The sequence below is a fragment of the Phocaeicola sp. ICN-14070 genome, assembly GCF_037892625.1.
GTDB classification, from domain to species: domain Bacteria; phylum Bacteroidota; class Bacteroidia; order Bacteroidales; family Bacteroidaceae; genus Phocaeicola; species Phocaeicola plebeius.
Window position 1 is genome coordinate 1 of record NZ_JBBKBF010000078.1, and the last position, 13,762, is coordinate 13,762.

The following is a 13,762-nucleotide window of genomic DNA, read 5'->3' on the forward strand; positions in this document are numbered from 1 at the left end:
GTCGTACACCACCATGGCAAAGCCCTTCTCGCTGTGCTGCCTGATAAACGGCTCGATGATGGAGAAGGTCTTACCAGAACCAGGAGTACCCACAACCCATGTGCCACGGAACGGATTGACGATGTTCACCCATCCCTTGCGGAACTTGCCCTTGTAATAATAGCGCATAGGGATGTTCACGCTGTACTTGTTCTCCTGCAACTCCCTGCATTGCTCAAAGCTCTCATTCTCGAAGTTGAAGCGGTCTTTCAGCAGCCCTTCCTTCAGGAACTTAGAGATATTGTCGAGGGCGATATGCACCAATACGACACCGACGATGGAAGTGAGCATATAGAGCCAAGTGTTCAAACGGAGGGTATAGAAACAGGGCATTATCGAATGACCGAACAGCCATACGGACTGCACAATCAGCAGCACTCCCGACAGCAGCGGATAGAGCACCTGCCTGCGAGCGTCAAACTCCAGATGCTTCTTGTTGCGCGTTCCCACACAGGTGATACATATCAGCAGGAACGTAGCCACCTTGCTATACACGAGGTTGCCGTCATGGTAAATCATCCACCGCTTGATGCGAGTGTGGATATCCGTCACTACGCCGCCCAAGAAGTCCAACTGCTCCGGCTCCAGTGCGTAGGCGAAGAACTCCATCAGGATGGAGACATAAATCACCGCCCTGAATATCTTGTAAAAACCCTGTAACTCTTTGCTTTCTTCCATTTACTTTACGATGATGTTGGGTGATAATGAGAAAAGATGAAGGATGCCACGGTGGACACCCTCCAATCCTCTTATGAGTTTTATTCGTAGCCGTTGATGGTCTTCTCAGACTCTACTGTCCACGGAGAAATAGTTGCAGATATGACCTCCAAGGTGTTGCGTACAGGCTTCAATGAATAGCTGTAGGAATGACCCGCTTTCCACGTGTCGTTTGTGAGGAATACGAAGTTCTCCCCATTGCTGAGTTGCAATGTCATGTCTGGCATAACCTGTGCAGGAACATAAAGCGTATATTCCATGTGGTCACTTTGTGGGTCGCCGAAATAATAGGTCGTCACCGACTCGTCACTGCATTCTACCTTTCCGGTCTTGATGTTGAAAGTACCGCTGTCAAAATAACCGACGAACGTGAGTAGGCTTCCTGCAAAATCATTGGTGGTGAAACCGTATTCTGGTGAGGTATAGACCTTGATGATGACACGCACCATCTGATGGGTGAAGTTCAATGTAAGGCTCGGATTGGCGTATGATGCCGCTCCACTGGCAAACAGAAAATCATTGACCTTCTGCTCACTCTGTACAGCTGCCTCCGGCACTTGGAACTCTATGAGGTCGTTGGTAGGATTTGCCGTATAGGGATAGTAGGCATTGAAGGTGTGAGTGTCTGTGTCCGTGAAAAACACCTTGTTGGCTGACACAAACTGATTCGTGCCGCCGCTTCGGGTGAACTTCATATTGTTGATCATCCCTGTGGAAGAGATGCCAATCATATCATTGAGTTCCCACTGGTTGTCAACGGCTCGTGTGGAAACGGCAGGTTGCAGCATCTCCAGATTGGTGAATACCTGAAGCTGCTTGGTTGATGTGCTGTCGGTCACGACCACAGAACCTCCGCCACCGGGCAGGTAAATCTCATTGACGATGTCTTGGTCACAGGACGTGAGGAGCATGGCTCCAAGTCCCAACATTAGAAACAAATTCTTTTTCATGCTTTTTCTTTTTTAATTGTTGTACTTTGATGATGATACGGGTGATACTCGATGTCTGTATATGGGCTAATCCATAATCGTGATGATGGGTCTCGCCTTATGCGGCTGCCACTTGGGAGTCTCCTGTATGGCACCGCTTCCCAGTGAGTAAAGCCATGCCTTGGCGGTCGCTTGTCCTTCTACCTCCGTTGAAGTCCAATACCAACAGTCATCATCCTCATCGGGGATAGGTGTGCCGCCGCATTTCAGGATGTATGGGTTGATGATGTCCTTGGCATGATAGAGCAGACGCATCTGTGCCACACTGGGGATATAGGCACTTTGCCCGTAACGCCACATGTCGAAGACACGCTCAGCCAAAGGCGACTTCACATCGGTCGTGCCATAAAGGGCAAAAGTGTTCTTGTTGCCGTCGTAGGCGGTGAGGTCACAGGATGTGTCCTGTTCCACACCGATACTGTCAGCAAAGGCTTCGGGAGCGATGTCCCACAGATAGACGGCATATCCGTTTCCCTCCATTTCTTCCCTCTGATTGACGTTGAACACCACTGCAATGGCTTGCTTGCACGATTGCTCGTAGGTTTCGTAGGGCATCACCTTGCCGTCAGTGGTCAAGATATGGGTGACCTTCATGGCTGTGTCGGGAAAGTCCTGATGCTCGTCACAGGCAGTCAGCAACACCGTTGCCGCAACTGCCAAGATTGAAAACAGTTTCTTCATACGCATAGTCATTTTACAGGAAGTTTCACACCCAGGACAATACCCGTTCTGAACAGGTCTTCACCCTTGATCATCACATCGGTCTTCACCTGCCAGAAGAGCTTCCAGCCGTGTCTGAGTGTATAGTTTTGCTCATAGCCGAGGTGGATGCCACCCAAGAACCTGTCAGTATCGCTACCTGCCGATGCTCCTATGCGCATGTTGCCATGGTGGTTGCGTCCTCTTGCCACACAGGGCTTATAGGCAAAGCCGAAACCATAACTGCGGTAGTTGTTCCAAAAACTCTCAGGACAGACATGACCGCACGATGCGCACTCGTTCCACTTGATATATCCGTTTGCAAAATACTCCCACGCATTGTGGTACTTCGTCTCATACTCGTAGGACAGCGTCACGTCCAGTCCTCGCTCATACAGGCATCCGAACCCCAAGGATATGCGGTCGCTATTCTGCTGCGCCATTGCCGGAGTCATGCTTGCCATAAAACAGATGACAACGAGTAAGGTATGCACAAGCCAATTCCTCACTCCTAATTCCTCATTCCTAATTCTCATTATTCCTCCTCCAACAGTATATGGTTAAACGAATCGGCAGACAGCACATCCTCATAGTCGATGCTGAGCGAGATGGTGCGTCCACTTATCTGTTTTTCCGACAGCTCGATGGTCAGCACCTTGTCGTTGGGGAAGGTCATCTTCTTCACCACAATCACGTTGCGATAGCCATACTTGAAGGTCTTCGCATCGTCCAACACAAGAGATGGGGTCAGTTCCACTATCTGCGCATTGGTAGCCTTGCTCTGCTTCTTGTCCGATAGTTTGATGCGCATCTCGTCGATGTCGAAGCGGATGTTGGTCTTGTTCTCCACGGAGAAGTCGATGAAGAAATATTCGCCCACGCTGTAGATGTTGTTCAGGCGCATTACCATGCGGTGCATCTTCGTCGCCACGTTGCGGTATTTGGCAGACGATGACCATATCTGACGTGCATACTTGGTCATGTCGGCAGTGGACAGGCTTACAGCGGGATTGTTGTAGGCATTGCGCTCCGAGCATTCTATTTCCTTATCGGTTACTGCCTCCTGCATCCTCGTGGTATAGAGCAGTGCATACTGCGTGCGGTAGCGTTCCGTCACGATTGTCACTATCGCCAACACCTCACCGTCGGCATACACGTTGTCCTTCGGCTTCAGGCGGATGGTGTTGTTGATGGGTTGGTCGCCCACCACCTTGTCTGTGGATATATCGACAAAGCGGATGGGTTCGGAGGCGGTGATGACGGTGGTCACTTGGTCGTTGACCGTCAGCTGCTCCATCTCCATGTAGGTGGTCTGCGCCTTGGCTGAAAGCACGCTCAGCGAAAGCAATGCACAGACATTCATTTTCTGAAAACAATTCATATTAGTTGATTTTTTGATGTTTATACTCTATGAGCCACCGTTCCCGACAATTCCGTTGTCGGGCAGTGTCTATTTCCTTTTCTCTTTCCCATTTACAAGGTAAACAAACGTCCCATACTTCAGCTTCACTTTGTTCTTCTTGATAGCCTTGCTGATGGCATTGCTTGTCTTCTGGTAGGCATTGGTCACGGCTTGCATTCCCCATTGCGAGAAACTGTTGTTCGCTCCACTCTGGTCGATGTTCATGTTGCTCTGCATAGCACCGCTCGCCACATCTTTCGTGGTCTCACGGAACTGGCTGCCGGGGACATACAGTCCCTCCAGTCCGTCCGTGTCATAAAGCGAAAGCGAAACCTTTATCAGCTCGTCATCCACAAGGATGGAGTTGATGCTACCCTTCACTCGCTGCGAACCGAAACCGCTCATGGTGGCATAGAGGTACGACCCTTTCTTCACCACGGTCTCACCAATCTCAATATCGTCCAACAGTCTCAGCCGCACCCTCGACCCGTCCGTAGCCTTCACGTCCTCGTCAATGATGGCCTTGATGAGCTTTGGCTCATGCTCGTTCTGCGTCAGGGTGTTGAAATAGTCCGAAGTCACCTTCACCTTCTTCACCACCTCCTGTGCCTTGTCCTCCTCGTCCAGTGCCTTCACCGCCTTGCTGTCCTCGGCAATCTGACCTTTCACCTCAATCTGCTCCTTGGGAGGCCCAGCCTGTGTGGTATCCTGGGCCACGGGGGCAACTGCCGCCTGTCCTCTCAGCCTCGCTTCGGCGAGTGCCTTGTTGAGTGCTTCGAGTGCTTCCGCTTCTCGCGCCTTGGCATCGGCCACTTCGGCTGCATCGTCCTTCTCTTCTGCCTGACGGACGAGTTCCGCAAGGTCTTCTTCTGTGTACTTGGATTCATACGCTTCTTTCTCTTCTTCGTTGTCACGCTCAATGTTATCAACAGCCGAATAGTCTGCTATGCGACCATACGACTTCGCCATGTTCTCATACTTGCCACCGATGCCGTCACCATTCTTAATCTGCGCTCCGGGCAGGTTGGGGTTCAGAAACTCGGTGGTCTGCAGGTTCTTGTCCTGCGTTTCCGCCACCTCCGTATTGAACATGTCAAAGACAAAATAGCCTGTGGCAATCAACGGGATGTACACGATGGCTGGCAGCATGTACTTCGGCTGACGGAAGTTTATCTTATCTGTTATTCTCATCGCTGTCTGATTTTGATGTTACTGACTTGTCTCGATTCTCCTCGTTGGTTCGATGCGTCACGGGAGGAGTGATGCAATGGGCTGCATTCATCATCTGCTTCATGCGCCCTTCCTGCCGCTCGATGGCACTTGCAGCCTCCGTCCGATGACCGTAATACCGCACCATCCTGTAGATGTTGATGCCGAAGCACGTGGCGACAAAGCCGAAGACGATGACGAGAAACAGCGTCTTGTGGGCATTGGCAAAGCCTTGCACCTTAGCCGCCGCACGGTCTATCCTCGCGGTCTTGGCAAACTTGCGCCCTGCCGCCACCTCCTTCTCATACCGCTTCTTGTACTTGGGGTCGTTCTTGTCGGGCATATCCTCGCCCACAAGCATCCGTCTGATTCCTTTTACACTCATACCGCTAGGATATTAGAAGTTTGACTTCGACTTCTGCTCAATATCCTTGTTGAGCAAGGTTCTCCAGTTCGTGATGAGCAGTCCATGAGGATTGTTCTCCGTCCTCGGCACGCGCTTCACCTGTCCCGCCGTCACCAATTCACGCATCAGAATATTGCTCCTTCGCTCTATCCTTTGCCTACCGTAGTAGGTGAACTCCATCTTCTCCTTGTTGAACTTGATGCTGTCGCAAAAGATGCTGAACACGGCACTCGTACCCATGATATTGTTGTAAAAGCCCTTTTCCTTCAGCGTATTGTACTGCGCCAAACCAGTTTCATCGACCAAATACATCGCCTTCTCCATCGAATAGCGGATGTACTTGTCATCGGGAGCAAGCGTAAAGAAGTAATGGTGGAACATCTCGATATGGCTCTTTGCCTCCACATCCAGCGTTTCCTCCATCGTGGTGCGGTTCACCAGTATGGGCACGTTGCCGTCCAATACATACACCTTTTGCTGCGCGTCCGTCACCATGCAGCGCGCCGTCCAGATGCTCGACACCGAGATGATGATGCAGCCCATGAGGAACGCAGAGCAGATGATGCCCACCAGCTTGATTTTGTTTTCTAAGTTCTTGATTACCATACGTTACTGCTTGTTTGAGGTCTGATTTCTCTTCATTCTCACATATTCACGGTGCAGGATGGTGTATATGTCCTTCTCAACTTCTTCCACCAGTTTGGCGTAATACTTGATGCAAGCCTCTACGTAGATGCCTTCGTATTTCAGTTGGATCCACACCCACCAGATGTCACGTTCACGTCTCCGTCGATTTCTGTAGATTTTGGCACGATGCAAGCGATAACTCAGGTAATCTACCATAGGCACTACATACTCGTCGTTATCCTCAAAGCCTTCTGCCATCTCCTCATACTGTGGGTCGATGTAGTTGTTTTCGGAATTGAAAAACTCTTCCTTTGCACGCTTGTTGGCAAACGCCATGAATTTCTCATCTTTGAGCCAACGCTCAATTTCATTTTTTGCTTTCATTTTTCTTGATGGTTACTTTTATTTGTTTCAATAGGAGGTGCGGTGACTCACCGCACACTCACATGTTATCTCATCACGGTCGCCATGGTTCCCGTAGCCGTCATCTTGGCTTGTTGTGCCACGCCCTCGCCGAAGTTTCGGGTTGAGAAGGCGGTGTCGCCCTCTGGTATCATCCATGCCGCAAGGTCGGGCACGAGGTTCAGGCATTTCAACGCCACGATGCTCGCTGCCATCAGATAGCCTGCCGAGAAGAACGAGTTTTGCAGATAGGCTGCCATCGTCTGCTCACTGGCGGTGATGGCCGTCAGGTTCTCTACCTGTATGCAGAGCACAATATCAAACAGCAACAGGACGTAGAAACCGACGAAGTAGAGCATGGCTCCGTAGAAATGAACTGTCAAATAACGGGTTAGCCACTTCGCCCACGCTCCTTCCCACTTGGGCAGCAACGAAAATGCCCATTGTATTGGACCGAATATAGTGAGCATTCCGAGCAATATCTGCTGACAGTATATCGTCGCCCACCAACCGATGCGGAACACGATCAGGGCTATCAGCATCACTATCTTGTCGATGCCCACCACGGCCCCTGCCGTCAGTGAGGTGAACCACAGTTTGCTGGCATCCTTCTCCATGTTGGTCACTTCGTCCACGCCCGTCTGCTCCATCGTCGCCTCTATCAGGTTGGGGTCTGATGTGCCCTTATGCGCCACGTCTGCCTGTGCCTGGAGGTCAGTGTACATCGAGTCCCTGACATATACCAACTGCTGCACCTCCTCAAACTTGTCGGAAATTTGGGTCGCCTCTGCCTCATAGAGGTCGTGGGTGTAACTGCCGATGCAATTGGGAATATAGGATAGAAAATCCAATACGCACCAGCTGCTGCCGCTGTTGGTCATGCCTGTGTCAGCAGGTGGGTACCACCAACAGAGGATGATGCTCACCACCAAGGGCTTGAACAGTTTCATCACGTCCAACGGTTCGTTCTTCACCATCATCTTGTAGGCCATGCTTGCCGCCACGATGATAGAGAACAGTGCCGCCAATGCCATACACATTTGGAGGATCCACCAGAACGGCCCTTGTGAGCCTGTGAAGGTGGCATCGGTCAGGAACTCGTTGGTCTGGAATATCACATCGTCAATCTCCTCTTCGAGGATGTTGATGCCGAAATCGCTGAGTATGTTGTCTGCCATCAGTGCCTGGTTCTATTGTTGATAATCTCTTTGATAAACTCTATGCCTTTCGGTGTCCATGACAGATAGAAGTGGTAGAAGCAGCGCATCCTGCCTGTGACATATACCGCAATGCCCTTGTCCTGAAGGTCTTCACGCAGTTTCCACATTCCATATTCCTTGGTGATGATGCCTTCCTCTTTGAGGGTCTTCACAATCTTGCCGTAGTAACTTCCGACATATTTGTGAAGCTTTGACATTGAAACTACCTCTAAATCAGATGGCATATAATGCTCATCAACGATGGGTGTCCTGCCGATAACGCTGATTCGCTTCGGCATCCTTGACATCTCCAACTGCCACTTGCCGTTTTTCCTCTTGGCGGCATAGAGACGTAACTGTATTTTTGATATTGATTCCATAGCTATTTCTTTATTTTATGTTCTTTCGATAACAGGAATGACTCCCACGCTCTTCAGTTTCTCATAGAGGAAGCGGCGACCTTTCTGTGTCCATTTGGTGTTCATGCGCACATCCTCCGTACCGTCCTTGTGTTTAATGAGGTAGGTCTCGCTGGTCACATAACCGCAGTCCTTGTAGTCGGCATACAGAATCCACTGCTTGCCACGCTGATACTGGATGTTCATCTCCTTCAGACGTCGGTTGAAGCGGATGGACGACTCGCCATAGTCCTGTGCTATCTGTGTGACCAGGACACTGCTCTTCGTGGCAAGGATGATGTCAAGGTAACTCACCTTGTCCTTCATCTCCGTCACCTCCTGTTGCAGGTCATCCACCTTGGATCCCAACTCAACGATGCGTGTCCTTTGGTGTTCACACTCCTGTTCGACAAGCAGACGCTTTTGTCGTTCTTCCTTCAGATTGACTGCTAACCGTATCAGGAAGTCTGGCTCTGCCAATGCCTTCTCGATGGTCTGCTGTGTCATATAGGCACCATGCTTGCGGATAGAGGGGAGCACCTCCGATGTCACCCACTTGCGGAAACGTTTGGCTTCGGGTTTGCGACTGTCAAGGATGACATCATACAGTCCGTCTTCATTGATAAAGTTTGTAACCTGTTCTCTTCCAAGACTATCCGAGATGGGGTACTTTGAAAGTACATCATCCGAAAGTCGTTGTACCAACTTGCTGGTTTTTAGTCCAAGAACTCTTGCCACATCAGCCAAACAGAACAAGGGTTGCTCTGGTGTTCCTGTGGTTCGGACTGCTCCAAATTCCTCGTTGTTGAAAATCTGAATATCGTTCATATCTCTATGCTGTTTTGTGATTATTTCTTCTCTTCCCTTATTTCTATCTGTTCACACTTTCTTCACCCTCACCGCTGTTGGCATCATCGCCGTCAGTGCCTGTCGAGCTCCTCACGCCCTTCATGTTTTCCTGCCAACGGCTCTTGGCATCGCTGATGATGCTGCCTTTATGTACTACACGGTCGTTGGTGGCTGCCAAGAGGGCGGTAGTCTGGCTTTGGGTGTTGAGCTGCACAAGGTATTTCAGTAGTGTCTCGTTCTGTGTCGTCAGGTCGGCATAGATGCTAAGATACTGCCGCTTTCTCTGTGCATTGGGCATATAGGCATCCTTGGTGGCTTTCACGGCACACTGGTACATATTGTACAGTTCCTCCCACCGACGCTTGTCGTTGATGGTGCCTCCTGTAGGGATGATATGGTCTATGTTCGCCTTCATCTTGTCCAACTGACCGTTGATCTTGCTGCTTTCGGCAAGCCAGGCGAGGTCTATCTGTCGGTCGGCTACGTTCAAGGCTTCCACCTCAGCACGCTTGGTGAGGGCAGAGTCTATCTTCTCCGCATCATCTACTTGGTTGTAGAGGTTGATGCCGGCAAGAGTGCGGAAACCTAACTTGTTCTTCTCTGCCGCTGTCTTCTTATAGTTGTTATGTAACAGCCAATAATAGAACTCAGGGGTGAGAGAACCGCCACCTGTCTCCATCACCGTTATCTGGTTCTGCTTGGAGGAGTCGTGGTTGTAGGTCACGCTCTGGGCTGTGGCTTTGATGGTGGTTGCTACCGCCATGATGAGTATCATTGTCTTCTTCATGTCCGTTCTTCTTTTGTTTACAATCCGTCAATAGTCAAGTTTTCCTGCCACTTTCCATCGGCTGAAGGCATCTTCCAGTATCTCTTCCTTCGTCCTCGTCCGATACACCTTCTCCTTCCAATAGCCCATGCGCAGCTGCACATACCGCCATGTCTGGAAGTAGGCTTGGTTCAGATGTTTTTCTATCAGGTCCAACGAATTGTTGATATTGTCCAACACCATCAGCAGGTCGGAAGTTGAACAGGCTGCCGCTCCTGTGGCATACAACACGAGGTCGTTGACGCTATGGTAGAGTTGGCTTCCTTCGTTGTATATGTTGTCGATGGCTTTCTTGTTGATGCTGATGAGCATCGTGTCAGCCAGTTCGATGTGTTTCCGCTTGATGACCTTATCATTGAAGTCCTCCAACAGGTTCTTGTAGTCACTGATGCGGTCGCTCACCGTCTGGTAGGTGCTCTTCACGTTCAGCACCGTGCGCAACGACTGGTACATCACATCGATGATGTCGAAGGCCCGGGTGTATTTGTCCAAATCCACATTCAGTTCCTTGTATTTGCCCACCTCTTCACTGCTGTATTCATGCAGCAGTTGATTGCTGTACTCCAAAGTGCTGCGTGCCAGCAAGAGGCTGCGCTGCTTCTTGTGGTCGTTGATGTATGCTTCCACCGATACCGCATCGAATCCCCATTGCGCCAAGGCTGTATTGGGGAAGAGGGTAATCAGCAGGAGAGCTATGATGATGGTATGTCTCATTCTCCGTTCCTCCCTCAGTTTTCGTTCTCGTTATCTTCACCATTCCCTCTGTTAGGGTCTGCATTCTCTCTCCATCGCTCGTAGCACTCTTCAATGAGTGTCCTTCTGCGACCTTGGTCTGCGTCGATTGAAGGAAGAATGTCCTTCAGCACGTCAATGATGCTGCGCTTGTAGTGCATCATTTTTTCTAATGATACCAAGTCGGCGTAAATCTTGGTGATACGGCTATCTACTTCACGGGCTATCTCCAGACGGTCGCTCGACCAGAGCAGGTGTATTACATCGTCATTGTCGGCGGTCTGGGTTGCCTCGCTCTTGGCATATTCTGTGGTGATGCTGCACGACGGGAACTCCTGGGCTATCTCCGAGATACGGCTGTTCACCTGCCTCGTCTTCTCCTCGTCAGAGGCATTCGGGTCAAGGGTCAGCACATCCACCACCTGTGTGTCGGTGTATTCCGAGGTCAGCTCCCACGATATTTGCAGTATCGCACGGTGTATCTTGATGCCAAGGAAGTACTTGGGCTTCCTTGCAATGGACAGTGTCGCCTTGAAGGTGATAATGCCGTTGATGTTGGGCATGGTGGCAGTTCGGACGTAGGTGTAGCCGTTCCACGAACCGGCACCTTGCCACGTGAGATTGTAGGCTGACTTCACATCCTGCATGATGGCAGGGATGCGGTAGTAGTCATCGGTGGAGGTGGCATTGTCGTTAGCCGCCTCGCTCTTGGCATTCTGTATGTCTGCCAACTGCTGCTGCCATGTCGCCAATTCCTTCTTCAGGTTGTCTATCTTCGTCTTGTTGACATTATGTTGCTGCCGCAAGGCAGGGGCTTCCTCCACAGAGGCATTGGCTATCTGCGTGAGCAGGTTCCTGTTCTCTGTCTCCAACTGGCTTATCTGCGCCTCCAACAGGGCTATCTTGCTATTCGCCTCACGTTCCTTCTCGTCCAGTTCCGATAGGTCGAGATTATTTTCTGATACGCTTGTCCTCATGGCGCATTCCTTGCTGTGGGCATTGAGCGAACCGCCGCACTCACGGCACTTGTACTGCGTGCTGCCCTGTCCGAGGGTGACACCGTCCGAACAGGTGACGCTGATGGTCACGCTCTCCACGCCCTTCAGTTTGGCGGCATCGGTGGCTTGATAGTAACGGCGTGCGTCACTGCCGATGTAATAGACATAGCCCTCCTCGTTGTCGTTATACTCCGAGAGACGTGCCTGCAACTGACGCTTGAAGGTATTCAAGTCCATGCTGTAGGAGTCGAAGACATCCTCATACACCTCTTCCACGTTGTTCCAGCTCTTGGTAACGTGTATCTCGTAGGCGTAGGCCTTCTTGGTCTGCTTGCCGCCACGGCTGATGATGTACGACGACATCCAATAGTTCATCGTATAGGTGAAGCCGTCGCTCTGGGCGTTGAGCTGCTGCACACGGCTGCGGCTCCATCCGGCATGGTTCTCCGAGTTGGCCAGTATCTGCTCTCGCTGCGTGCTGTTAGGGTAGAAGTTGGGGTCGGAGGTGTTGATACGATACCAATGGTCACCGTTCAGAATACTGTTGTCATCGGTCGGCGGATAGTAGTCACAGAGGCTTACGCTGCCTTGGTCTCGTCGGGCAATGTACCAACGCTGTGTATAGTAGTTGCCCTGCGTCTCGCTCAGATAGTCTGTCATCCACGAGGTGATGTTGTAGTTGGAGAGGTCGAAGAGGGCTGCCACGTTGTCCTCGCCACCCACCAGACTAAGGAGTGTGCTGCCGATGCCGTTCTCTGCCTGTTCATAGAGGTCATGGTAGTTGTCATAGATGTCGATGATTTTACTCACCTTGCCATTGAAAAGGTCGTTGAAGGCACTCTGCTGCAAGAGTGCGCCTGATGCCCCGTTGATACCTGCCGTCGCCAACGATGCTCCCATATTGTAAAGCGTCTCGATGTCGGCGGTGAGGTTCTCCACGGTGAAGTTGCCGGGCACACTGGCGATGTCATCCAACAGCTGCTGCCAATCTACATTGCCTATCTCCGAGAGTTTGAGGATGGCGGCTATCTCTTGGTTGATTTCCAAGAACTGAATGTCGGCAAAGGTCAAGCTACTGTTGGTCACGACACTCTCAAACTGCATACACAGCGACTTTGTGTCGGCGCATATCTTCATCAGGTAACTGCCCCAGTAGAGGGCGGTCTGCGGACTTTTCAGCATCATTCCTGCCACCGTCCATATCTTGGGCATAATCTTGTTCGCCACCATATTGTGGATGCGGCGGTAATAGTAGTTCTCCGTGCTACTGCTCCAAATGCCGAGGTCGGTGAATGCCTTGCGCTCCAAGAACTTGGCAGCGAAGATGCCGGCAGTGGCAACCTCTGCGGCATTGTAGTGCTTCAAGATTTCGCCCACCTGCTCGTTATAATAGCTCTCTGCCATAGCTCCAGCACCGAATGCGGCAGCCATGGCGGCAACGATCTGCTTGTCGTAGTTCACGCTGTAATACTGCGCATGAACCCTTCCCACGACAAGTGTAAGACACATATATATTATAATAAGGTATAAACGTCTCATTGCTTCACTACTTTACGTTTTTACTACTTTCAGTTTCTACTATTCCACTACTTTACTACTTGTAGTATTTACTATTGGTAGTATTCACTACTAATCGTATTTACTACTAATCGTAAATACTACCCAGCCACCGTTCCCGAAAGTTTTGCTTTCGGGCATCTGGGCTTTACGTCTATTCCGGGATTTCCGTTTCCATCAATCAGCCCCCGTGCTCGCCGTGTCAGCGGCGAGTGGCTCCATCGTCCGTCAAATTGAGCACATGCCCCGCCTCATTGACCTTCTGCGCAAATGCCAACGACTTCCCGATGCCACTGGCATCCCAATCTCTGCAATACCGCTCGATAGCCTCCTGATGTCTGCACTTCAGTTCATGCTTATAGAGTTTCAATGCCTCCTTCTCAGCTCGCTCGGTGGTGTAGGTCATATAGCACTCGTGCGGCTCCTCCACACCATACACTCCGCTCGTCGATCCACGTCGGATAAACACCTCACGGAAGAAACTTCTTCCCTCCTTGTTATCCAAGCGGTTGACAGTGAATATCTTCTTGCAATCCACATCCGTCAATCCTAATATCGCCTTGATCTCGTCGAATCGCTCACGAAATTTGCTTTGGTCGAGCAGCATCACCACGTCGGAGTTGTTGATGATGGCTTCCTTCACGATGGGACTGCCGATGATGTCCTGTATCTCCTGTGTCACTACGCCCACGCTCGCCCAGAACTTTCGGGCT

Annotated in this window: 16 protein-coding genes; all 16 read right to left on the reverse strand. The window is 50.7% G+C overall.

Annotation, left to right across the window (positions count from 1 at the left end):
* The coding region (locus WKT20_RS15935) for a YWFCY domain-containing protein (protein ID WP_340417697.1) at positions 1-717 on the reverse strand (717 nt) is incomplete at its 3' end.
* Positions 718-797: 80 nt separating this feature from the next.
* Positions 798-1,706 (reverse strand): fimbrillin family protein, encoded by a 909-nt coding sequence (locus WKT20_RS15940; protein WP_005816138.1) that lies wholly within the window; start codon positions 1,704-1,706, stop codon positions 798-800.
* Positions 1,707-1,772: 66 nt separating this feature from the next.
* Complete coding sequence (locus WKT20_RS15945) at positions 1,773-2,426, reverse strand: hypothetical protein (protein ID WP_005816136.1); 654 nt, start codon at positions 2,424-2,426, stop codon at positions 1,773-1,775.
* An 8-nt stretch (positions 2,427-2,434) separates the two neighbouring features.
* Positions 2,435-2,908 (reverse strand): hypothetical protein, encoded by a 474-nt coding sequence (locus WKT20_RS15950; protein ID WP_425285375.1) that lies wholly within the window; start codon positions 2,906-2,908, stop codon positions 2,435-2,437.
* A gap of 71 nt (positions 2,909-2,979) precedes the next feature.
* Positions 2,980-3,825, reverse strand: coding sequence for a conjugative transposon protein TraN (traN, locus tag WKT20_RS15955; protein ID WP_005816133.1), 846 nt, complete (start codon positions 3,823-3,825; stop codon positions 2,980-2,982).
* 69 nt (positions 3,826-3,894) lie between these two features.
* The gene (gene traM / locus WKT20_RS15960; protein ID WP_005816128.1) at positions 3,895-5,037 is read right to left on the reverse strand and encodes a conjugative transposon protein TraM; all 1,143 of its coding nucleotides are present in this window, start codon (positions 5,035-5,037) and stop codon (positions 3,895-3,897) included.
* On the reverse strand, positions 5,021-5,440 hold the full coding sequence (locus tag WKT20_RS15965; RefSeq protein WP_005816127.1) for a hypothetical protein: 420 nt from the start codon (positions 5,438-5,440) through the stop codon (positions 5,021-5,023). The genes traM and WKT20_RS15965 overlap by 17 nt, the downstream gene beginning before the upstream one ends.
* A 12-nt stretch (positions 5,441-5,452) precedes the next feature.
* Positions 5,453-6,067, reverse strand: a complete 615-nt coding sequence (gene traK, locus WKT20_RS15970) for a conjugative transposon protein TraK (RefSeq protein WP_005816126.1) — start codon at positions 6,065-6,067, stop codon at positions 5,453-5,455.
* A gap of 3 nt (positions 6,068-6,070) precedes the next feature.
* Positions 6,071-6,472, reverse strand: coding sequence for a hypothetical protein (locus tag WKT20_RS15975; protein ID WP_005816123.1), 402 nt, complete (start codon positions 6,470-6,472; stop codon positions 6,071-6,073).
* 65 nt (positions 6,473-6,537) lie between these two features.
* Positions 6,538-7,668, reverse strand: coding sequence for a hypothetical protein (locus WKT20_RS15980; protein ID WP_005816122.1), 1,131 nt, complete (start codon positions 7,666-7,668; stop codon positions 6,538-6,540).
* Complete coding sequence (locus WKT20_RS15985; RefSeq protein WP_005816121.1) at positions 7,668-8,069, reverse strand: hypothetical protein; 402 nt, start codon at positions 8,067-8,069, stop codon at positions 7,668-7,670. Before WKT20_RS15985 ends, WKT20_RS15980 begins: the two co-directional genes overlap by 1 nt.
* Positions 8,070-8,084: 15 nt before the next feature.
* Complete coding sequence (locus WKT20_RS15990; protein ID WP_005816120.1) at positions 8,085-8,915, reverse strand: phage antirepressor; 831 nt, start codon at positions 8,913-8,915, stop codon at positions 8,085-8,087.
* Between the two features lie 43 nt (positions 8,916-8,958).
* Complete coding sequence (locus WKT20_RS15995) at positions 8,959-9,723, reverse strand: DUF5045 domain-containing protein (protein WP_005816119.1); 765 nt, start codon at positions 9,721-9,723, stop codon at positions 8,959-8,961.
* Positions 9,724-9,750: 27 nt separating this feature from the next.
* A complete protein-coding gene (locus WKT20_RS16000) occupies positions 9,751-10,476 on the reverse strand; it encodes a hypothetical protein (RefSeq protein WP_005816118.1) in 726 nt (241 codons plus the stop codon).
* Positions 10,477-10,490: 14 nt separating this feature from the next.
* Entirely contained in the window at positions 10,491-13,031 is a 2,541-nt protein-coding gene (locus WKT20_RS16005; protein ID WP_005816117.1) for a hypothetical protein, read from the reverse strand.
* 220 nt (positions 13,032-13,251) lie between these two features.
* A partial coding sequence (locus tag WKT20_RS16010) for a TraG/VirB4 family ATPase (RefSeq protein WP_340417698.1) occupies positions 13,252-13,762 on the reverse strand: 511 nt, incomplete at its 5' end.

Excerpts from the sequence above, each read along its gene's own strand:
- WKT20_RS15975 (WP_005816123.1), bottom strand. The coding sequence starts at position 6,472 with ATGAAAGCAAAAAATGAAATTGAGCGTTGGCTCAAAGATGAGAAATTC.
- traN (WP_005816133.1), bottom strand. The coding sequence starts at position 3,825 with ATGAATTGTTTTCAGAAAATGAATGTCTGTGCATTGCTTTCGCTGAGC.
- traM (WP_005816128.1), bottom strand. The coding sequence starts at position 5,037 with ATGAGAATAACAGATAAGATAAACTTCCGTCAGCCGAAGTACATGCTG.
- WKT20_RS15990 (WP_005816120.1), bottom strand. The coding sequence starts at position 8,915 with ATGAACGATATTCAGATTTTCAACAACGAGGAATTTGGAGCAGTCCGA.
- WKT20_RS15940 (WP_005816138.1), bottom strand. The coding sequence starts at position 1,706 with ATGAAAAAGAATTTGTTTCTAATGTTGGGACTTGGAGCCATGCTCCTC.
- WKT20_RS15965 (WP_005816127.1), bottom strand. The coding sequence starts at position 5,440 with ATGAGTGTAAAAGGAATCAGACGGATGCTTGTGGGCGAGGATATGCCC.
- WKT20_RS16005 (WP_005816117.1), bottom strand. The coding sequence starts at position 13,031 with ATGAGACGTTTATACCTTATTATAATATATATGTGTCTTACACTTGTC.
- WKT20_RS15945 (WP_005816136.1), bottom strand. The coding sequence starts at position 2,426 with ATGAAGAAACTGTTTTCAATCTTGGCAGTTGCGGCAACGGTGTTGCTG.
- WKT20_RS15995 (WP_005816119.1), bottom strand. The coding sequence starts at position 9,723 with ATGAAGAAGACAATGATACTCATCATGGCGGTAGCAACCACCATCAAA.
- WKT20_RS15985 (WP_005816121.1), bottom strand. The coding sequence starts at position 8,069 with ATGGAATCAATATCAAAAATACAGTTACGTCTCTATGCCGCCAAGAGG.
- WKT20_RS16000 (WP_005816118.1), bottom strand. The coding sequence starts at position 10,476 with ATGAGACATACCATCATCATAGCTCTCCTGCTGATTACCCTCTTCCCC.
- traK (WP_005816126.1), bottom strand. The coding sequence starts at position 6,067 with ATGGTAATCAAGAACTTAGAAAACAAAATCAAGCTGGTGGGCATCATC.
- WKT20_RS15980 (WP_005816122.1), bottom strand. The coding sequence starts at position 7,668 with ATGGCAGACAACATACTCAGCGATTTCGGCATCAACATCCTCGAAGAG.
- WKT20_RS15950 (WP_425285375.1), bottom strand. The coding sequence starts at position 2,908 with ATGGCAAGCATGACTCCGGCAATGGCGCAGCAGAATAGCGACCGCATA.